This window comes from Bradyrhizobium sp. NBAIM08 (assembly GCF_020193935.1).
GTDB classification, from domain to species: domain Bacteria; phylum Pseudomonadota; class Alphaproteobacteria; order Rhizobiales; family Xanthobacteraceae; genus Bradyrhizobium; species Bradyrhizobium yuanmingense.
In genome coordinates, this window is record NZ_JADYVR010000001.1 from 254,435 (window position 1) to 275,507 (window position 21,073).

Below are 21,073 nucleotides of genomic sequence, written 5' to 3' on the forward strand. Positions count from 1 at the left end.
CCCTATACCGTCAGTACATGTACCAGACAGGGGGGCTTTTTGCCCCAATGTTCGTTGATCACGGCCCGGACAGCGCGTCGCACCGACTCGGCCAAGGCGTCCGGATCGCGCCGGCGCGCCCTCGGCAAGCCTTCGATGGTCGACATCACGGCATCGAAGACGACGTCGTCGAAGGCCTCGCCGGCCCTGTTCTTCTCGGGGATGCCGACCAAATCGAGCTCGGGATCACCGGCGAGCTCACCCTGCGCGGTCATCGCGATGGCGACGAAGGCGCAGCCGGAAAAGCCCATGCGGCGCCGCTCCACGACGGCACGGGACTTGGAGTCTTCCAGGATCGTGCCGTCCTTGTACAGACGTCCCGACGGCACCTCGCCGACGATGCCGGGATCGCCGGGGCCGAGCTTGACGAGGTCACCGTTGCGGCAGACCAGCACGCGCGGCACGCCGGCAGCGCGGGCGAGCTTGGCGTGCTCATGCAGGTGCAGGGCCTCGCCGTGGACCGGGATCAGGATCTGCGGCTTCACCCAGGAGATCATATCGCGCAGCTCGTCGCGGCGGGGATGGCCGGAGACGTGGACCAGCGCATCGCGGTCGGTGATGACCTCGACGCCCTGCAGCACCAGATTGTTGATGATCGAGCCGACCGCCTTTTCGTTGCCGGGAATGGTGCGCGAGGAGAAGATGACGCTATCGCCGCGGTTCAGCGTGATTTCAGGATGGTCGTCATTGGCGATGCGGGCCAGCGCGGCGCGCGGCTCGCCCTGGCTGCCCGTGCACAACGCCAGCACCTTGTCCTGCGGCAGGTGGCCATAGACCTCGGGCGAGCGGAAGTTCTGCACGCCCTCGAGATAGCCGGTCTCGCGTGCAACCTGCACCACGCGCTCCATGGCCCGGCCGACCACGACGACCTCGCGGTCCGCGGCCCTCGCGGCGTCAGCCACTGCTTTGACGCGGGCGACGTTGGAGGCGAACGTCGTCACCGCGACACGGCCCTTGGCGGATTTGACGAGGTCGATGATGGTTCGGGCGACCTCGGCCTCGGAGGGCGAACGGCCGTCGCGCACGGCATTGGTGGAATCGCCGATCAAGGCGAGCACGCCCTGCTCGCCCAATTCGCGCAGCCGCTTCTCGTCGGTCCCGGCTCCAAGCGTCGGGGTCGGGTCGATCTTCCAGTCGCCGGTGTGCAGCACGATGCCGGCGTCGGTGTGGATCGCCAGCGCATGCGCTTCCGGAATGGAATGCGCGACCGGAATGAACTCGACGTTGAACGGACCGATATCGACACGGCCGCCTGAAGGCACCACGGTGACCGGAATCTCGGGCGCGTTGCGCTCGGCGGCGCATTTGGCCTCGAACAGCGCGGCGCTGAACCTGGTGGCGTAGATCGGGCATTTCAGCTTCGGCCAGAGGTCGATGATGGCGCCGAAATGATCCTCATGGGCGTGGGTCAGCACGAGGCCCATCAGGTTCTTGCGCTCCTTCTCCAGGAAGGAGATGTCGGGCATGATCAGGTCGATGCCGGGCAGATGCTCCTCATCGCCGAAGGAGACGCCGAGATCGACCGCAAGCCAGGCGCGCTGGTGACGGTTGCCGAGGCCGTAGATCGACAGGTTCATGCCGATCTCGCCGACGCCGCCGAGCGGCGCAAACACCAATTCGTCCGGCCTTGCCATCACGCTGCTCCCACCGAGGCGACGGGCCCGAAGAACACCTCGCCGGCCGCCACCGGAACGAGGCGGCCCTCCGCGGTGCGGACGATCAGGCAGCCGGTGTCGTCGATCGTGTCAAAAACACCTTCCAGCGTCATGGTTCCCGTGTGGATGGCAACCTTTTCGCCGAGGCCGGCGGCGCGCTCTAGCCAGAGCCTGCGGATCTCGGCAAAGCCGCGGCCATTGTCCCAGATGCCGCGGAACTCGACCCAGGCATCCGACAGCGCCATGAATAGCTCCTCGGCGCTGATCTGGACGCCGAGGGCGGCCAGCGACACCGCGGGCGTCGGGGTGCCCTCGGGCGCGGCGACCACATTGGTCCCGATGCCGACCACGACGGCAAGGCCGCCACCGACGGCCTCGGCCTCAAGGCCAATGCCGACCAGCTTCTTGCCGCTGGCGAGCACGTCATTCGGCCATTTCAGCGCGTAGCGGGGCCGGCCTTCGCCGAGACGGAGCGCGGCCTCGAGGCTCACCTTCTCCAGTGCCGCCTCCTCGGCCAGCCCTGCGGCAAAGCCGAGCGTGGCGGCGACGGCGGGGGCGACGTCCATGACTTCGAGGATGCTGGCGGCGAGATTGCCGCGCGGCGCGATCCAGGCGCGCTGGCGCCGGCCGCGGCCGGCGGTCTGCTCGGACGTGACGAACCACATCGGGCCGCGCTCGCCGGCCCTGGCGTGTTCGATCGCCTCGGTATTGGTCGAGCCGGTCCGTTCGAACGCCGCGAGCCTGTAGCCCGCAGCCGATGCGCGAGGACCGAGCGCGAAGACCATCCTAGAACAACGACTTTGCCGCGGCGGAGGCGACGCTCACCACGGGCCCCGCGAACAGCGCAAACAGCAGGTTGAATAGGCCAGCGACCGCCAGCACCGTCCGCACTTCGATGCGGACCGGATCGACCCGGCCGGCTGGCTCGTCGAAATACATCGTCTTGACGATGGCGAGATAATAGTAGGCGCCGACCACGCTGGTCAGCACGCCGATGACGGCGAGCGTGAACAGGTTCGCCTTGATGGCGGCGACGAAGACGTACCATTTGGCGAAGAAGCCGGCGAGCGGCGGAATGCCGGCGAGCGAGAACAGCAGCATCGCGAACATGAAGGCGAGCAGCGGATTGGTGCGCGACAGGCCGGCGAAATCGCTGATCTGCTCCACGGCCTGGCCGTTGCGCTTCATGGCGAGAATGATGGAGAACGAGCCCAGCGTCATCGCGACATAGATCACGATGTACATCAACACGCCCTGCGCGCCTTCCACCGTGCCGGAGGCAAGGCCGACCAGCGCGAAGCCCATGTGGCCGATCGAGGAATAGGCCATCAGGCGCTTGATGTTGCTCTGGCCGATCGCGGCGAAGGAGCCCAGCGCCATCGAGGCGATCGACACGAACACCAGGATCTGCTGCCATTGCGAGACGATGCCGGGGAATGCGGTGAGCGTCACGCGGGTGAAGACGGCGAGCGCGGCGACCTTCGGCGCCGACGCGAAGAAGGCGGTGACCGGGGTCGGCGCGCCCTCGTAGACGTCAGGCGTCCACATGTGGAACGGCACGGCCGAGACCTTGAAGCAGAGGCCGACGAGCAGGAAGACGAGGCCGAACACGAGGCCGACATTCGAAACCGTCGCGGCCGCGGCGATCCCGGTGAAGTTGACGGTGCCGGTAAAACCATAGACCAGCGACGCCCCGTACAGCAGCATGCCCGAGGACAGCGCGCCGAGCACGAAGTACTTCAGGCCGGCTTCGGTCGACTTGGCATTGTCGCGGTTCGAGGCCGCCACGACGTAGAGCGCCAGCGACATCAATTCGAGGCCGAGATAGAGCGAGATCAGGTCGCCGGCCGAGATCAGCACCATCATGCCGAGCGTCGAGAGCAGCACGAGGATGGCGTATTCGAAAATCCGGCGCGAGGGGTCGGACAGGAACTCGGTCGACAGGATCAGCGTCACGGCCGAGCCGATCAGGGCCAGGATCTTCATGAAGCGGGCGAAGTCGTCGACGATAAAGCTGCCACCGAACGTCACCTGTTTGCCCGCGGGCTGCATGTACACGAGCGCACCGACCACGATCAGAAGCACCACCGCCAGAGAGGTGACGGTTTTGGTCGTCTCCTGCCCGCGATAGGCGCCGAGCATCAGAAGCGCCATCGCGCCGACCGCGAGCACGAGCTCGGGCAGCACCGGCGCCAGTTGATAACCTGCAGTCGAAAAGCTCATGGCGATATCCTGACCTGCCCGATCACTGGAGCAGTGCGGCGGCCTTCACGGCCGTCACGGCGGTATTGTAATTGTTGACGAGTTGCTGGACCGAAGCGGCCGACATGTCGAGCACCGGCTTCGGATAGACGCCGAACAGGATCGTCAGCGCGATCATCGGGAATAGAATGACGCACTCCCGCAAGGTGAGATCCTTCATGCTCGCCAGCTGCGGCTTGACCAGCGCTCCGAACACGACCTTGCGATAGAGCCATAGTGCGTAGGCCGCCGAGAGGATCACGCCGAAGCTGGCGAAGAACGCGGTCGGGATCGAGACCTTGAAGGTGCCGAGCAGCGTCATGAACTCGCCGACGAAGCCGCTCGTGCCGGGCAGACCGACATTGGCCATGGTGAACACCATGAAGGTCATCGCATAGAGCGGCATCCGGTTGACGAGGCCGCCATAGGCCGCGATCTCGCGGGTGTGCAGGCGGTCGTAGACGACGCCGACGCAGAGGAACAGCGCGCCGGAGACGATGCCGTGCGAGATCATCTGGAACACGCCGCCGGCGACGCCCTGCATGGTGCCGGCGAAGATGCCCATGGTGACGAAGCCCATATGCGCGACCGAGGAGTACGCGATCAGCTTCTTCATGTCCTCCTGCATCAGCGCCACCAGCGAGGTGTAGATGATGGCGATGGCCGAGAGCGTGAACACCAGCGGCGCGAAGTCGTGCGAGGCCAGCGGGAACATCGGCAGCGAGAAGCGCAGGAAGCCGTAGCCGCCCATCTTCAGGAGGATCGCGGCCAGGACCACAGAGCCCGCGGTCGGTGCCTCCACGTGCGCGTCGGGGAGCCAGGTGTGCACCGGCCACATCGGCATCTTCACCGCGAAGGAGGCGAAGAACGCCAGCCACGCCCAGGTCTGCAGGTTCCGCGGCACGGCGGTGTGCATCAGAGTCGGAATGTCGGTGGTGCCGCCGTTCCAATACAGCGCCATGATGGCGAGCAGCATCAGGACCGAGCCGAGCAGCGTGTAGAGGAAGAACTTGAACGAGGCATAGACCCGGCGCGGACCGCCCCAGACGCCGATGATCAGGAACATCGGGATCAGGCCGCCCTCGAAGAACAAATAGAACAGCACGAGATCGAGCGCCGAGAAGGTGCCGATCATCAGCGTTTCCAGGATCAGGAATGCCATCATGTATTCGCGGACGCGGTTGGTGATCGCCTTCCAGCTCGCGATGATGCAGAACGGCATCACGGCGGTGGTGAGGATCACGAGCGGCAGCGAGATGCCGTCGACTCCCATGTGGTAGGTGATGCCGGTGGCGAGCCAGTTCGCCTTCTCGACGAACTGGAAGTCGGGGTTGCTGGGGTCAAAGCGCATGACCAGGATCACCGACACCGCGAAGGTGATCAGCGTGGTCCAGAGCGCGATCCAGCGCGAATTGCGCCGCGCCGCCTCGTCGTCACCGCGGCTCAGATAGACGATCAGCGCGCCGACCAGGGGCAGGAACGTCGTGACCGAAAGAATGGGCCAGGTTGTCATTTACTGGCCTCCAAAGCCGAACATGAACCAGGTGATCAGGCCGGCGGCGCCGATCAGCATGGCGAATGCATAGTGATAGAGATAGCCGGTCTGGATCTTGACGACGTTGCGGGTGACATCCAGCACGCGGGCCGAGACGCCGTCGGGGCCGAAGCCGTCGATGATGAAGCCGTCGCCCTTCTTCCAGAGCTGGTAGCCGATCCACTTCGCCGGGCGGACGAAGATGAAGTCGTAGAGCTCGTCAAAGTACCATTTGTTGAGCAGGAACTGGTACAGCATCGGCTGTGTGTTCGCGAGCTCGACCGGCAGGTAGGGCCGGCGGATGTAGAACAGGTAGGAGACGAGGAAGCCCAGCACCATCATCACCGTCGGCAGGAAGGCGATGGTCTGAGGGATGTGGTGCATCTCCTCGATGATGTGCGGGTTCATCTTCACGGACTCGCGGAAGAACTCCTCGACCCCGTGACCGGCGAACAGCTCCTTGAACGGCAGGCCCGCGACGAACGAGCCGACCGCGAGCACGCCGATCGGGATCAGGATCCAGAGCGGAGCCTCATGCGCGGCCTCGTAATGATGCTCGTCATGCGGCTCGCCGTGGAAGGTCTTGAAGATCAGGCGCCAGGAGTAGAACGAGGTCAGGCCAGCGGCGATGATCGTCATCAGGAAGCCGTACACCGCGAACGGATTGTGCGAGGCGTAGGCGGACTCGATGATCGCGTCCTTTGAGAAGTAGCCGGCGGTGAGCGGGAAGCCGGTCAGCGCCAACGTGCCGACCACCATCACGGCATAGGTGTAGGGAATCTTCTTCCAGAGGCCGCCCATGTTGCGGATGTCCTGCTCGTGGTGCATCGCGTAGATCACCGAGCCGGAGCCTAGGAACAGCAGCGCCTTGAAGAAGGCGTGGGTGAACAGGTGGAACATGCCGACCGAATAGGCCCCCGCCCCCATCGCCACGAACATGTAGCCGAGCTGCGAACAGGTCGAGTAGGCGACGATGCGCTTGATGTCGTTCTGGACGAGGCCGATGGTCGCGGCGAAGAACGCCGTGGTCGCGCCGAAGAACATCACGACGGCCTGGGCATTCGGGGCGAGCTCGAACAGCGGCGACAGGCGCGCCACCATGAAGACGCCGGCGGTGACCATGGTCGCGGCGTGGATCAGCGCCGACACCGGGGTCGGGCCTTCCATCGCGTCCGGCAACCAGGTGTGCAGCAGGAACTGGGCGGACTTGCCCATCGCACCCATGAACAGCAGCAGACAGGTCAGGGTCAGCGCGTCGGCGTGCCAACCGAGGAAGTTGATGGTCTTGCCAGTGAGGCCGGGCGCGGCGTGGAAGATGGTCTCGAAATCGGTCGAGCCGACCAGCATGAAGACCGCGAAGATACCGAGCGCGAAGCCGAAGTCGCCGACGCGGTTGACCACGAAGGCCTTGATGGCGGCAGCGTTGGCCGAGGGCTTCTGGTACCAGAAGCCGATCAGCAGATAGCTGGCGAGACCCACGCCTTCCCAGCCGAAGAACAGCTGCACCAAATTGTCGGCCGTCACCAGCATCAGCATGGCGAAGGTGAACAGCGAGAGATACCCGAAGAAGCGCGGCCGGTTCGGGTCCTCGTCCATGTAGCCGATGGAATAGAGGTGCACGAGCGAGGACACGGTCGTCACCACCACCAGCATTACGGCGGTGAGCGTATCGACGCGCAGCGTCCACCAGACTTGGAGATCGCCGGAGAAGATCCAGGGCAGCAGCTGGATCCTGTAGTCGTGATGCATGAAGCCGACGTCGACCAGCGTCATCCAGGACAAGGCCGCCGAGACGAACAGCAGCCCGGTGGTGATCAGCTCGGCTGCGCGCGAGCCCGCCGCCGGCGGCTCGGTCGGGCCATGGCCGTGATCGTCGTGAGCGTCGTCGTGATGGCTCTCGTGGATGACGGAGGCATCCTCGTTGATCTTGTCGGACGCATGGGCATGCGCGCCATGGCCGTGGTCGCCGTGATGCTCGAGCTCGTCGCCCGAGGGGTTGCGGGCATGCGCGCCGAACAGCGCGATCAGGCCAGCCAGAATGGCGCCCAGCAGAGGCAGAAAGACAATTGCCTGAACCATGACTTACTCTTTCCGCATGATCTGATCGGAAAACCGGCGTCCACTTTTCCGGATCATGCGCTCAGCCCTTCATCAGATTGACGTCCTCAACCGCGATCGAGCCGCGGTTGCGGAAATAGACCACCAGGATGGCGAGACCGATCGCAGCTTCGGCAGCCGCGACCGTCAGCACCAGCAGCGCGAAGACCTGGCCGACGATGTCGCCGAGGAAGCTCGAGAACGCCACGAGGTTGATGTTGACCGAAAGCAGGATCAGCTCGATCGACATCAGGATGACGATGATGTTCTTGCGGTTCAGGAAGATGCCGAGGATGCCGAGCGTGAACAGGATCGCGCCGACCGCCAGATAGTGTCCGAGCCCGATCGTCATTTCACCCACTCCGCCGCATCCGCGTCCGAGAGCCCCTGCCCCGGCGCCACCTTGCGCACCGCCATCGCGATGTCGGGCGTGCGCGCGTTCTGAACGTTGATGTCCTGCCGCTTGACCTTCTCCTTGTGGCGCAGCGTCAGCACGATGGCGCCGATCATGGCGACCAGGAGCACCATGCCCGAGAGCTGGAAGTAGTGGATGTACTTCGTATAGAGCACGAGACCGAGCGCCTCGGTGTTGCTGACGTTGGCCGGGATCGCTGCCGTGATCGTCTTGGAGACGCCGGGATTGATGACCCAGAAGCCGACGGTGAGCAGCAACTCGAACATGAAGATGCCGCCGATCACGAGGCCGACCGGCAGGTACTCGATGAAGCCCTCGCGCAGCTCGAGGAAGTCGACATCGAGCATCATGATCACGAACAGGAACAGCACCGCGACCGCGCCGACATAGACGACGATCAGCATCATGCCGAGGAACTCGGCGCCCATCAGCACGAACAGGCCGGAGGCGTTGACGAAGGCCAGGATCAGGTACAGCACGGAGTGCACGGGATTGCGCGAGACAATCACCATCACGGCCGAGGCGACGCAGACGCCGGCGAAGAGATAAAAGAACAGTGCGGGAAGGATCATGCCCTCACCTCACCGGTACGGCGCGTCGAGCTCGATCGCCTTGGCGATCTCGCGTTCCCAGCGGTCGCCGTTGGCGAGCAGCTTGGCCTTGTCATAATAGAGCTCCTCGCGGGTCTCGGTCGCGAACTCGAAGTTCGGGCCCTCGACGATGGCATCGACCGGACAGGCTTCCTGGCAGAGGCCGCAATAGATGCACTTCACCATGTCGATGTCGTAGCGCACGGTGCGGCGGGTGCCGTCGTTGCGGCGCGGGCCGGCCTCGATGGTGATGGCCTGCGCCGGGCAGACCGCCTCGCACAGCTTGCAGGCAATGCAGCGCTCTTCGCCGTTCGGATAGCGGCGCAGCGCGTGCTCGCCGCGGAAGCGGGGCGAGATCGGGCCCTTCTCGAACGGATAGTTCAGCGTCGGCTTCGGCTGAAAGAAATAACGCATGGCGAGGAAGAACGCCGAGACGAATTCCGACAGCAGAAGCGAGCGTGCAGTGGCGTTGACGTTGATACCCATGACGGCCCTCACTTCGGCGCGATGCCGGCGAAATGCAGCACGCCGGCCACCACGATCACCATCGCCAGCGACAGCGGCAGGAACACCTTCCAGCCGAGGCGCATCAATTGATCGTAGCGGTAGCGCGGCACGATCGCCTTCGCCATCGCGAACAGGAAGAACATGAAGAACAGTTTCAGCGAGAACCAGATGATCCCCGGTACCCAGTTGAAGGGCGGCAGGTCCACCGGCGGCAGCCAGCCTCCGAGGAACAGGATCGTCGCCAGCGCGCACATCGTGACGATTGCGACATACTCGCCGAGCATGAACAAGAGGTACGGCGTCGAGCCGTACTCGACCATGAAGCCGGCGACGAGCTCGGATTCGGCTTCGACGAGGTCGAAGGGCGGACGGTTGGTTTCCGCCAGCGCCGAGACGTAGAACACCACGAACATCGGGAACAACGGCCAGACGTACCAATTCAGGATCGTCAGCTGCGGCAGCCCGATCAGGCTGGCGAGACCGCGCGCGTGCTGGGCCTCGACCACCGCCGTCAGGTTCAGCGTGCCGGCGCAGAGCAGCACGGTGATGATGACGAAGCCGATCGAGACTTCGTAGGACACCATCTGCGCGGCCGAGCGCAGCGCGGCGAGGAACGGATACTTCGAGTTCGACGACCAGCCGGCCATGATGATGCCGTAGATCGACAGCGACGAGATCGCGAAGATGAAGAGGACGCCGACATTGATGTCGGCGATCACCCAGCCGAGATTGGTCGGGATCACCGCCCAGGCCGCGAGCGCGAGCACGCATGAGACCAAGGGAGCAAGAAGAAACACGCCCTTGTTGGCGCCGGCCGGGATGATCGGCTCCTTCAGCACGAACTTCAACAGGTCGGCGAAGGATTGCAGCAGGCCCCACGGGCCGACGACGTTCGGGCCGCGGCGGATCTGCACCGCCGCCCAGATCTTGCGGTCGGCGAGCAGGATGTAGGCGATCGCGACCAGCAGGACGACGAGCACGAGGACACTCTGCGCGACCATGATGATCAGCGGCCAGAGGAACCCGGTCCAGAATGCGCTTTCGAAGAATTCCATCAGATCACGCTCACTCCGCTGCGGTCAGCATCTGCCCGGAGGCGAGGCGCGAGCACTCCGCCATCACGGCGGACGCACGCGCGATTGGGTTGGTCAAATAGAAGTCCTCGACCAGAGGCTTGAACGGCGCCTTCTCGGGCGAGCCGCCCTTGCCCGCCAGCTTCTTGATCTGGTCGGCCGAGCCGGCCTCGATCTGGTCGAGACGGATCAGATGCGGCACGGCCTTGAACACCGCCTGGCGCAGGGCTTGAAGCGAGTCATAGCCGAGCTTCTTGCCGAGCGCTTCCGACAGCGCGCGGATGATCGCCCAGTCCTCGCGGGCCTCGCCCGGCGGGAACGCGGCGCGGCCCGTCATCTGCACGCGGCCTTCGGTGTTGACGTAGATCGCGGACTTCTCGGTGTAGGCGGCCGCCGGCAGGATGACGTCGGCGCGGTGCGCGCCGCGATCACCATGGGTGCCGATATACACGACGAAGGTGCCGTCAGACGCCTTGATCTCGTCGGCCCCAAGCAGGAACAGCAAGTCGAGCGTGCCGAAGGTCGTCATCTGCGCAGCATTGAGGCCGCCGCTGGTTGCGGCAAAGCCGATGTCGAGCGCGCCGACGCGCGAGGCGGTCTCGTGCAGCACGCCAAAACCATTCCAGCCGTCCTTGACTGCGCCGACATCGAGCGCGAGCTTGGCGCTGGCGGCGAGAATGGCGGCGCCGTCGTGACGGGCGGCCGCGCCCGCACCGACCAGGATGATCGGATTCTCAGCGTTCTTCAGCACGTCCATGAAGGAATGCTTGCCGGCCGCGAGCTCGGCCAGCGTCTCGGTACCGGCACCGAGGTGGTCGAAATCATAGGTCAGGTCGGCCTTGGCACCGATCACGCCGACCTTGAAGCCGCCGGCGCGCCAACGCTTGCGGATGCGGGCGTTGAACACGGCCGCCTCTTTCCGCGGGTTCGCGCCGATGATGAGCAGCGCGTCCGCCTGCTCGACGCCGGCGAGCGTCGGATTGAAGATGTAGGAGCCGCGGCCGAGCGCCGGATCGAAGGCGTCGCCGCCCTGCACCGCCAGATTGCCCGAGCCGTATTTGCCGAGCAGGTCCTTCAGCGCGAACATCTCCTCGACGCCGGCGAGATCGCCTGCGATCGCGCCGATGCGCTTGCCGTCGGTGCGCGCCGCCTTGGCGGCGATCGCGGCGAAGGCTTCGGTCCAGCTCGCTGCGCGCAGCTTGCCGGCTTCGCGGATATAGGGCCGGTCGAGACGCTGGGTGCGGAGGCCATCGACCACGTGCCGGGTCTTGTCGGAGATCCACTCCTCGTTCACGGCCTCGTTGATGCGCGGCAGGATCCGCATCACCTCGCGGCCGCGGGTGTCGACGCGGATCGCAGAGCCGACGCCGTCCATGACGTCGATCGACTGGGTCTTGCCGAGCTCCCACGGGCGCGCCGCGAAGGCATAGGGTTTCGAGGTCAGCGCGCCGACCGGGCAGATGTCGACGAGGTTGCCCTGCAATTCGGACGTCAGCGCGTGCTCCAGATAGGTCGTGATCTCCATGTCCTCGCCGCGGCCGGTGGCGCCCATCTCGGGCGCGCCGGCGACTTCCGCCGAGAAGCGGACGCAGCGCGTGCACTGGATGCAGCGGTTCATCGAGGTCTTGACCAGCGCGCCGAGATATTTGTCCTCGACCGCGCGCTTGTTCTCGGCGAAGCGGCTGGTGTCGACACCATAGCCCATCGCCTGGTCCTGCAGGTCGCACTCGCCGCCCTGGTCGCAGATCGGGCAATCCAGCGGATGGTTGATCAGAAGGAATTCCATCACGCCTTCGCGTGCCTTCTTCACCATCGGCGAACGCGTCGAAATCTCGGGCGGCTCGCCCTTGGGGCCCGGACGGCAGTCGCGCACGCCCCAGGCGCAGCTCGCGACCGGCTTCGGGCCGCCCTTCACCTCGACGAGACACATCCGGCAATTGCCGGCGATCGACAGCCGCTCGTGATAGCAGAAGCGCGGAATCTCGGCGCCGGCCGCCTCGCACGCCTGAAGCAGCGTGTACTCGGCGGGGACATCGATCTCTTTGCCGTCGATGATGAGCTTGGTCATGTCTCTTACTCCGCCGCGACCATGTTCACGGGATCGCGGACCCCGATGTCATCGACATCGGCCTTGTGCGAATATTGGTCGATGCGCGCTTCGATCTCGTGGCGGAAGTGCGTGATCAGGCCCTGGATCGGCCAGGCCGCGGCGTCGCCGAGCGCGCAGATGGTGTGGCCTTCGACCTGCTTGGTGACCTCGAGCAGCATGTCGATCTCGCGCTTGTGGGCACGGCCTTCGGCCATGCGGGTCAGGACGCGCCACATCCAGCCTGTGCCTTCGCGGCACGGCGTGCACTGGCCGCAGCTCTCGTGCTTGTAGAAATAGGAGATGCGGGCGATCGCACGGATCAGGTCGGTCGACTTGTCCATCACGATCACCGCGGCGGTGCCGAGGCCCGAGCGCAGCTTGCTCAGGCTATCGAAATCCATCGGCGTGTCGATGATCTGCTCGGCCGGCACCATGCGCACCGACGAGCCGCCGGGGATCACGGCCTTGAGGTTGTCCCAGCCGCCGCGAATGCCGCCACAATGCTTCTCGATCAGCTCACGGAACGGGATGCCCATGGCCTCTTCGACGTTGCAGGGCCGCTCGACATGGCCGGAGATGCAGAACAGCTTGGTGCCGACATTGTTCGGGCGGCCGATGCCGGCGAACCACGCCGCGCCGCGGCGCAGGATATCGGGCGCAACGGCGATGGATTCGACGTTGTTGACGGTGGTCGGGCAGCCGAACAGACCGACATTGGCCGGGAATGGCGGCTTCAGCCGCGGCTGGCCCTTCTTGCCTTCGAGGCTTTCGAGCAGCGCGGTCTCCTCGCCGCAGATATAGGCGCCGGCGCCGTGGGCGACGTAGAGGTCGAACGGCCAGCCGTTGAGATTGTCCTTGCCGATCAGCTTGGCCTCGTAGGCCTGGTCGATCGCGGCCTGAAGGCGCTCGCGCTCGCGGATGAACTCGCCGCGGACATAGATGTAGCAGGCATGCGCGTTCATCGCGAAGCTCGCGATCAGGCAGCCCTCGACCAACAGATGCGGATCATGCCGCATGATCTCGCGGTCCTTGCAGGTGCCGGGCTCGGATTCGTCGGCGTTGACGACGAGATAGCTGGGACGGCCGTCGGTCGATTCCTTCGGCATGAAGGACCACTTGAGACCGGTGGGGAAGCCGGCGCCGCCGCGGCCGCGCAGGCCCGAGGCCTTCATCTCGTTGATGATCCAGTCGCGGCCCTTGTCGATGATGTTCTTGGTGCCATCCCAGGCGCCGCGACGCCGCGCACCCTCCAGCCCCCAATCATGGAGGCCGTAGAGGTTCTTGAAGATGCGGTCCTTGTCCTCGAGCATATCAGTGCTTTCCGATCAACGAATGGACTGCTTGTAGGCAAGTCCGGCGGCGCAGACGGCGAAGAACAGCGCCCAGAGCAGACTGGTCTCCTGCGAGGCGTTCATGAAGTAACGCTGCAGCAGGAACATGAAGGCAGCCGCGATCGCGGCGTGCATGGCGACGAAGCCCCATTTCTTCACGGCCGCGGTCCCTCCGGTTACGACGAGATCACGCATCAGGTGATCTCCTTGAGCGTGGTCGGTCCGGTCATCGGCGCCGAGAATTGGCGGCCGTTCTGCGGACCCGGCTTGGGCGGATTGCCCGAAGCGAAGCCATCGAGCACCTTGCCGAAGCTTTCCTTGGTCAGGTCCTCATAGGTGTCCTTGCCGATCAGCACCATCGGCGCGTTCACGCAGGCGCCCAGGCACTCCACCTCCTCCCAGCTGAAATTGCCGTCCTTGGAGAGATGGAAGGGCTCGTGATGGATGCGGTGCTCGCAGACGTGGATCAGATCCTCGGCGCCGCGCAGCCGGCACGGGGTGGTGCCGCAGACCTGGACGTGAGCCTTCTTGCCGACGGGGGCGAGCTGGAACATGGTGTAGAAGGTCGCGACCTCCAGCACGCGGATATAGGGCATGTCGAGCATGTCGGCGATGACGCGGATCGCGGCTTCCGACACCCAGCCCTCGTTCTGCTCCTGCGCACGCCAGAGGATGGCGATGACGGCGGAGGCCTGGCGGCCTTCGGGATATTTCGCGATCTGCTGCCGGGCGAATGCGAGGTTCTCCTCCGTGAACGCAAAGCTCGCGGGTTGGACTTCCTTCGGTGCTAATCGGCGAACGGACATCTCTTCAATCTCTCACTGCATGCGGCGCGCGGTCTTGGTATCCAGGTTCTTGGCGTTCATGGCCTCGATCCTGTCCTGCCAGAATGCGCTTGCGGTGCCGAAAACGTTGTAGCCGACGTGGGTCGAGACCTTGATGCGGTCGAGGATCGACAGCTCGGTCACGGTCTCCATGCGGTTGCTGCGCGGATCGAACACGATCAGCTTCAGCGGGGTCTGTTCGAGGATGAAGCGCGACACTGCGTGCGAGCGGTCGCTGCCGTGCTCCTCGCACATGATGACGCTGTCGGTCTGCAGCAGGCGGACGCCGCCCTTGATCGCCTCGATCTCGACGCCTTCGACGTCGAGCTTGATCAGGTACTTGCCGGTGGCCGCGACCTTGCCGTCCTCGATCAAATTGTCGAGCGCGATCACCGGCACCTCTTCGCCGCCCGCCGACTGATCGCCGGCGATGCTGAAGGCTTCGTGCTTGGTGCCCGACAGACGCGCGGTGCCGCGCGCCGCGCCGATGGCGCATTTCATGGTCTCGAAGCGGCCAGCGTTGATGCGGGCATTGTTGGCGAGCTTCGAATAGTTCTGGCCCGACGGCTCGATCGCGATCGCCTTGTGCGCGCCGAACGGCTTGCTCGAGACCAGCACCGACCAATAGCCGTAATTTGCGCCGCAATCGAGCAGCGTGTAGTCGACGTCGATGGAGTTGGCGAACAAGAGCTCGAGCTCGTCCTCGTAAATGTAAGAGCGGTTGAGCAGCTTGCTCCAATAGCCGTCGCCGTAAGGGAATTCGAACACCGCGTCGGGATTGAGCCTGATCGCGATGTTGCGCTCGGGCAGCGTCTTGCGCAGCAAATTCGCGCAGGCGATGTAGCCCATATGCGAGAAGTGCGAGGAGATCTTCGATCCCGTCACCAGCGCCAAGGCAGCCGTCCGCTCCCACAGGTTCGCCCCTTCAAGGGCCCCCGAGGCACGGTCAAACTGGATTGGCGCCTGCGCCATCACCGATCGACCTCTCCGAACACGATGTCGAGCGATCCTAGGATCGCCGACACGTCGGCCAGCAGATGGCCGCGGCAGATGTGGTCCATGGCCTGCAGATGTGCAAAGCCCGGCGCGCGGATCTTGCACTTGTAGGGCTTGTTGGTGCCGTCGGCGACGAGATAGACGCCGAACTCGCCCTTGGGCGCCTCGACCGCGGCGTAGACCTCGCCGGCCGGCACGTGGACACCTTCGGTGTAGAGCTTGAAGTGGTGGATCAGCGCTTCCATCGAGCGCTTCATCTCGCCACGGCGCGGCGGCGCGACCTTGTTGTCTTCGACGACAACGGGGCCCTTACCGTCAGGCGCGTTCAGCTTCTGGATGCACTGTTTCATGATGCGCACGGACTGGCGCATCTCTTCCATGCGGATCAGGTAGCGGTCGTAGCAGTCGCCGTTCTTGCCGATCGGAATGTCGAAATCCATCTCGGCGTAGCACTCATAGGGCTGCGACTTGCGCAAGTCCCAGGCCGCGCCCGAGCCGCGCACCATCACACCCGAGAAACCCCATTCCCAGGCTTCCTTGAGCGGCACCACGCCGATGTCGACGTTGCGCTGCTTGAAGATGCGATTGGCGGTGAGCAGACGGTCGAGATCGTCGACGACCTTGAGGAACGGATCGCACCAGGCCTCGATGTCGTCGACCAGCTTCTGCGGCAGGTCCTGATGCACGCCGCCGATACGGAAATAGGCCGCATGCATGCGGCTGCCCGAGGCGCGCTCGTAGAACACCATCAGCTTCTCGCGCTCTTCGAAGCCCCACAGCGGCGGGGTCAGCGCGCCGACGTCCATCGCCTGCGTGGTGACGTTGAGCAGATGCGAGAGGATGCGGCCGATCTCGCAATAGAGCACGCGGATCAGCTGGCCGCGGCGCGGCACCTCGATGCCGAGCAGCTTCTCGGCGGCGAGGCAGAAGGCATGCTCCTGGTTCATCGGCGCGACGTAGTCGAGCCGGTCGAAATAAGGGATCGCCTGCAGATAAGTCTTCTGCTCGATCAGCTTCTCGGTGCCGCGGTGAAGCAGGCCGATATGCGGATCGACGCGCTCGACCACTTCGCCGTCGAGTTCGAGCACGAGGCGCAAAACGCCGTGCGCCGCCGGGTGCTGCGGTCCGAAATTGATCGTGAAGTTACGGAGATTCTGCGGTTGCTCGTTCATGATCAGACCTTCGGCCCCGCTTTTTCATCGCCCGGAAGCACCGGATAGTCGGCACCTTCCCAAGGAGACAAAAAGTCGAACTTGCGGAATTCCTGGTTGAGCCGGACCGGCTCGTACACCACCCGCTTCTCCTGGTCGTCGTAGCGGACCTCGACGAAGCCGGTGAGCGGGAAATCCTTGCGCAGCGGATGGCCCTCGAAACCGTAGTCCGTGAGGATGCGGCGCATGTCGGGATGGCCGACGAAGAACACGCCGTAGAGGTCGTAGGCTTCGCGCTCGAACCAGTCCGCGCCCGGGAAGACGTCGATCAGCGAGGGCACCTGCGTGGTCTCGTCGGCTTGCGCCTTGAGCCGGATGCGCGCGTTCAAGGTCGGCGACAGGAAGTGATAGATGACGTCGAAGCGCTTCTCGCGATCCGGATAGTCCACCGCCGTGATGTCGGTGATGTTGACGAACCGGCAGTTCGGGTCATCGCGGAGGTACTTGACCACCTCGACGATCCTGGCGGCCTCGACGTCCACGGTGAGCTGGTTGAAGGCCACCGAGTGACCGGTCGCGGCGCCCGGAAGCGCGCTAACGATCGTCTGCCCCAGGGCGTCGAGCTTGGCGTCGTCCATGACGTAAAACCTTAGCGTTCGATGGTGCCGGTGCGCCGGATCTTCTTTTGCAGCAGCAGCACGCCGTAGAGCAGCGCCTCCGCCGTGGGCGGGCAGCCCGGCACGTAGATGTCGATCGGCACGATGCGGTCGCAGCCGCGCACGACCGAGTAGGAATAGTGATAATAGCCGCCGCCATTGGCGCAGGAGCCCATCGAGATGACGTAGCGCGGCTCGGGCATCTGGTCGTAGACCTTGCGCAGCGCCGGCGCCATCTTGTTGGTCAGCGTTCCAGCCACGATCATCACGTCGGACTGACGCGGCGAGGCACGCGGGGCGAAGCCGAAGCGCTCGACGTCGTAGCGCGGCATCGAGACCTGCATCATCTCGACCGCGCAGCAGGCGAGACCGAAGGTCATCCACATCAAAGAGCCGGTACGCGCCCAGGTGATGAGGTCGTCGGTCGCGGCCACGAAGAAGCCCTTGTCGGACAGCTCGGAATTGACCTCGAGGAAGAACGGATCATTGGCCCCGACCGGCTTGCCGGTCGAAGGATCCAGAATGCCCTTCGGGGCCGGTGCGATCACCGGACCTGCGGACTGTGAAGCCGGGTTCAATCCCATTCGAGGGCCCCTTTCTTCCATTCATAGGCGAACCCGACCGTCAGCACGGCGAGGAACACCACCATGGACCAGAAGCCGGTCGCGCCAAGCTTGCCGAACGCCACCGCCCAGGGAAACAGAAACGCCACCTCGAGATCGAAGATGATGAAGAGGATGGCGACGAGATAGAAGCGGACGTCGAACTTCATGCGGGCGTCGTCGAAGGCGTTGAAACCGCACTCGTAGGCCGACAGCTTTTCGGGATCCGGCTGCTGGAACGCCACGATGAACGGCGCGATCAGCAGCACGAGGCCGATCAGGCCCGCTACCCCTATAAAGACGACGAGTGGAAGATAGTTCTGCAGAATGCCGCTCATTGGCGAGCCCTTTTCCCGCAGCCTCGGGACAGCCACGGATTCGTCCGATTTGGAATTATTCTGAGCCTTAGCGCAGTGCACCAATGGGCGCAAGACACGCTCTTTTCAGGCCCTTTGCCGCCCCCAGAACGGTGAAAATCCCGGAATCACCCCGCGGCTGGTATGGAGCAGATCGCCCCACCCAGCAAGGGCTGCCACGGTCTCGCAGGTCAGCCGTTCTGAGATTGCTGCGCTCGGGCCGAGGCCGCTATCGCTGCGCGCTGACAGACCAAATGCTCGGGTTTTTGGTGCGGCAGTGCAGCGCCGCAGGGGCAACTTCCCCCGATGTCGCGGGGACAGATTTGCCGATCGGCGCGGCCCCGACACCAATGCTGGTGCCGCCGCCTCAGGTGCAGGAAAGACCTGTCCACAGCTCAGAGTAATCGGAGGAGCCATGCGTCATCACAGGACCAGGGCTCGTCCGGCGAATGTGCCCGCGATTGGCTCCAAGCCGGTCGCGGGCGCGGCGGCGACCTGCCGGTCGCTCGCGCCGCGCCCGGATGAGCTTTGGGCCGGGGGGCATGGCCCGCGAGCTCATCGTAACCGCAGATCAGCGGACGCCCAGGTGGAGCCGAGCGAACGTCACGATCGGTTGCGCTTCGTCCCAGAGCCTTCCGGCCCTGCCCTCGCCTGTCCTCACCATTTGTAGGAGACGCTGGCGGTGACGCGCCGACGGTCGCCGTAGAAGCAGGACGTGGACGACGCGCAGCTTGCGACATAGATCTTGTCGGTCAGGTTGATCACGTTCAGCGCCGTCCGCCAGTTCTGCCATTCATAGTGGAGCGTGAGATCGCCGAGCACGACCGCGGGAACCTCGAGCGTGTTGGCGGTATCGGCCCAGGACGAGCCGATGTAACGTACGCCGCCGCCGAAGCCGAAGCCCGCGAGCGGTCCGTCCTTGAAGGTGTAGTCGGCCCAGCCGGACACCAGGAGTTCGGGCGTGTTGGTCGGCGTCTTGCCGACGAGCGTCGGATCGAGATCCTTGCTCACAAAGAGATTATAGGCCGTGAAGGCACCGATGAACTTCAGCTCCTTCGTGGCATTGGCCACCGCCTCGAGCTCGATGCCGCGCGAGGTCACCTCGCCAGTCTGGTTCTGCAGGAGCGGAACGCTGCCCGGCACCGTTGTCGGGACATTCTGACGGACAAGGTCGAACGCCGAAACGGTGAAATAGCCGTCGAATCCGACCGGCGCGACCTTCACGCCGATTTCGGCCTGCTTACCGGTCTCCGGCAGGAAAAGCTGGTTCGACGCATTAAGGCCGATGATTGGATTGTAGCTCGTTGAATAGGAGACGTAAGGCGAGATGCCGTTGTCGAAATTGTAGATCAACCCGGCGCGGCCGCTGAACCTGCTGTCGTCGCGGCTGGCGACGGTGGCGCCGGTGTCCCGGGCTTCCTGCGTCGTCTCGACCCAGTCATTGCGGCCGCTCAGCACCAGCGTGAAATTGCCGAGCTTCATCTGGTCCTGAACGTAAGTACCAGCCTGTTTCTGCGTGATGAGGAAGTTGCGGAACGGCGAGCCGGGTAGCGGAACCTCAGCTCCTCCGTAGGCCGGATTGAAGACGTTGATCGAGGGCACACCGAACCCGAAGGCCTGGTAATCGTCGATTTGATAGCCCCGCAGATCGACACCGAACAGCATCGTGTGCCTGACGGCGCCGGTGTTGAAACGATACTCCAGCTGGTTGTCGAGATTGGCCTGATTCGCGGTGTTTTTCGCATACCAGTTATAGCGGCCCATCGTCGCCGTGTTGATGTTGTCCCAGCCGTTGCCGACATAGCCGCGATAGGTGATGTCGACATGCGCAAAGCGCGCGTTCTGACGGAACGTCACATCGTCGGTGAGATGACGCTCGAACTGGTAGCCGAGCATCTCCTGCTCGCGCGTGAACTTATCGACACTGGGATCGCCGACGAAGAAGCTGGTCGGGATCTTGCCGAACGGCGCGCTGGTCACCGTGCCCTGATAGGGCAGGAAGTTGATGCCGCGGGTATCCTGCTTCGAGGCCGACGCCAGCACCGTGAAGGTCGTGTCGGCATCGGGCTTCCACGTGACCGACGGCGCGATGAAGTAGTTGTTGTCAGGTGTGAAGTTGACCTGCGTACCGCCGTTCTGGACCTGGCCGACCACGCGCGCGAACAGCTTGCCGTTATCAGGACTGGTCGCAACCGGACCGCCCATGTCGAAGCTGACATAGGCGTTGCCGAAGTTGTTGACGCCGGTCTCGATGTAACGGATCGGTTCGGCCGGCGGCATCTTGCTGATGACGTTGACGATGCCGCTCGGGCTCGATCCGCCATACAGCACCGCCGACGGACCGCGCAGCACCTCGACACGCTCCATGTTGGGCGTCTGCAGCTTCCAGCTCGCATAGGACGTGTAGAACAGCTGCATGCCGTCGAGGAACAGCCCAATGTCCTCGGACTTGAAGCCGCGGATCAGCCACCAATCGTTGCGCGTGTCCGTACCGAAAGTCCCTGCCCGCACGCCGGCGGTGTAGCGCAGAACCTCGTCGAGCTTGTTCGGCTTCTGGTCGCGGATCTGCTCGGCACCGATGACGGACACCGCCTGCGGCGTCTCCATGATCGGCGTGTTGGTCTTGGTGCCCGACGAGCTGCGGCCGGCGACATAGCCATTCACCGGCCCGCGCGGCGTCTCGACGAAGCCGACGTCGCGCCGTGGCTGCGGCCTGTTCGAGGCAGGGGTCTGCGCCGAGATCCGCGTCGCGCGGCGCTGAGGCGTCGCCGCGGTGCGGCGGCGCGCTTCCGGCGCCGTGACCGTCACCGGCGGAATGTTCTGCGCGCCACTCTGCGCGGAAGATTGTGCAAGCGATGCCTGAGGCATCAAAACCCAAGCGGATGCGGTCGCCAACACGGCCGACCGCAGCATTCCA

Annotated in this window: 19 protein-coding genes; all 19 read right to left on the minus strand. The window is 64.5% G+C overall.

Annotated elements, in window-relative coordinates; translation table 11 throughout:
• Positions 1 to 2: 2 nt before the first annotated feature.
• Positions 3 to 1,673, minus strand: coding sequence for a ribonuclease J (locus I6F37_RS01205; protein WP_225150069.1), 1,671 nt, complete (start codon positions 1,671 to 1,673; stop codon positions 3 to 5).
• Positions 1,673 to 2,479, minus strand: coding sequence for a biotin--[acetyl-CoA-carboxylase] ligase (locus I6F37_RS01210; protein WP_128265624.1), 807 nt, complete (start codon positions 2,477 to 2,479; stop codon positions 1,673 to 1,675). The genes I6F37_RS01205 and I6F37_RS01210 overlap by 1 nt, the downstream gene beginning before the upstream one ends.
• Before the next feature lies 1 nt (position 2,480).
• On the minus strand, positions 2,481 to 3,917 hold the full coding sequence (nuoN, locus tag I6F37_RS01215; RefSeq protein WP_225143297.1) for an NADH-quinone oxidoreductase subunit NuoN: 1,437 nt from the start codon (positions 3,915 to 3,917) through the stop codon (positions 2,481 to 2,483).
• Positions 3,918 to 3,939: 22 nt separating this feature from the next.
• Entirely contained in the window at positions 3,940 to 5,448 is a 1,509-nt protein-coding gene (locus tag I6F37_RS01220) for an NADH-quinone oxidoreductase subunit M (RefSeq protein ID WP_225143295.1), read from the minus strand.
• Complete coding sequence (nuoL, locus tag I6F37_RS01225; RefSeq protein WP_057029439.1) at positions 5,449 to 7,548, minus strand: NADH-quinone oxidoreductase subunit L; 2,100 nt, start codon at positions 7,546 to 7,548, stop codon at positions 5,449 to 5,451.
• Positions 7,549 to 7,609: 61 nt separating this feature from the next.
• Positions 7,610 to 7,918 (minus strand): NADH-quinone oxidoreductase subunit NuoK, encoded by a 309-nt coding sequence (nuoK, locus tag I6F37_RS01230; protein ID WP_036010170.1) that lies wholly within the window; start codon positions 7,916 to 7,918, stop codon positions 7,610 to 7,612.
• A complete protein-coding gene (locus I6F37_RS01235; protein ID WP_036010173.1) occupies positions 7,915 to 8,553 on the minus strand; it encodes an NADH-quinone oxidoreductase subunit J in 639 nt (212 codons plus the stop codon). Before I6F37_RS01235 ends, nuoK begins: the two co-directional genes overlap by 4 nt.
• 9 nt (positions 8,554 to 8,562) lie before the next feature.
• On the minus strand, positions 8,563 to 9,051 hold the full coding sequence (gene nuoI, locus I6F37_RS01240; protein WP_027550624.1) for an NADH-quinone oxidoreductase subunit NuoI: 489 nt from the start codon (positions 9,049 to 9,051) through the stop codon (positions 8,563 to 8,565).
• A 14-nt stretch (positions 9,052 to 9,065) separates the two neighbouring features.
• The gene (gene nuoH / locus I6F37_RS01245) at positions 9,066 to 10,133 is read right to left on the minus strand and encodes an NADH-quinone oxidoreductase subunit NuoH (protein WP_085969087.1); all 1,068 of its coding nucleotides are present in this window, start codon (positions 10,131 to 10,133) and stop codon (positions 9,066 to 9,068) included.
• 10 nt (positions 10,134 to 10,143) lie between these two features.
• On the minus strand, positions 10,144 to 12,219 hold the full coding sequence (nuoG, locus tag I6F37_RS01250; RefSeq protein WP_225150070.1) for an NADH-quinone oxidoreductase subunit NuoG: 2,076 nt from the start codon (positions 12,217 to 12,219) through the stop codon (positions 10,144 to 10,146).
• Positions 12,220 to 12,224: 5 nt separating this feature from the next.
• The gene (gene nuoF / locus I6F37_RS01255; protein WP_036025343.1) at positions 12,225 to 13,550 is read right to left on the minus strand and encodes an NADH-quinone oxidoreductase subunit NuoF; all 1,326 of its coding nucleotides are present in this window, start codon (positions 13,548 to 13,550) and stop codon (positions 12,225 to 12,227) included.
• Positions 13,551 to 13,565: 15 nt separating this feature from the next.
• The gene (locus I6F37_RS01260; RefSeq protein ID WP_050991808.1) at positions 13,566 to 13,766 is read right to left on the minus strand and encodes a hypothetical protein; all 201 of its coding nucleotides are present in this window, start codon (positions 13,764 to 13,766) and stop codon (positions 13,566 to 13,568) included.
• Positions 13,766 to 14,377, minus strand: coding sequence for an NADH-quinone oxidoreductase subunit NuoE (gene nuoE / locus I6F37_RS01265; protein WP_036025344.1), 612 nt, complete (start codon positions 14,375 to 14,377; stop codon positions 13,766 to 13,768). The genes I6F37_RS01260 and nuoE overlap by 1 nt, the downstream gene beginning before the upstream one ends.
• A gap of 12 nt (positions 14,378 to 14,389) precedes the next feature.
• Positions 14,390 to 15,367, minus strand: coding sequence for an FkbM family methyltransferase (locus I6F37_RS01270; RefSeq protein WP_225150072.1), 978 nt, complete (start codon positions 15,365 to 15,367; stop codon positions 14,390 to 14,392).
• Positions 15,367 to 16,563, minus strand: coding sequence for an NADH-quinone oxidoreductase subunit D (locus I6F37_RS01275; protein WP_036010192.1), 1,197 nt, complete (start codon positions 16,561 to 16,563; stop codon positions 15,367 to 15,369). Before I6F37_RS01275 ends, I6F37_RS01270 begins: the two co-directional genes overlap by 1 nt.
• A 2-nt stretch (positions 16,564 to 16,565) precedes the next feature.
• The gene (locus I6F37_RS01280) at positions 16,566 to 17,180 is read right to left on the minus strand and encodes an NADH-quinone oxidoreductase subunit C (RefSeq protein WP_036010195.1); all 615 of its coding nucleotides are present in this window, start codon (positions 17,178 to 17,180) and stop codon (positions 16,566 to 16,568) included.
• 11 nt (positions 17,181 to 17,191) lie between these two features.
• Positions 17,192 to 17,776, minus strand: a complete 585-nt coding sequence (locus tag I6F37_RS01285) for an NADH-quinone oxidoreductase subunit B family protein (protein ID WP_193374986.1) — start codon at positions 17,774 to 17,776, stop codon at positions 17,192 to 17,194.
• The gene (locus I6F37_RS01290) at positions 17,773 to 18,138 is read right to left on the minus strand and encodes an NADH-quinone oxidoreductase subunit A (protein ID WP_008136158.1); all 366 of its coding nucleotides are present in this window, start codon (positions 18,136 to 18,138) and stop codon (positions 17,773 to 17,775) included. The genes I6F37_RS01285 and I6F37_RS01290 overlap by 4 nt, the downstream gene beginning before the upstream one ends.
• A gap of 675 nt (positions 18,139 to 18,813) precedes the next feature.
• Entirely contained in the window at positions 18,814 to 21,069 is a 2,256-nt protein-coding gene (locus I6F37_RS01295; protein WP_225150579.1) for a TonB-dependent siderophore receptor, read from the minus strand.
• Positions 21,070 to 21,073: the final 4 nt, after the last annotated feature.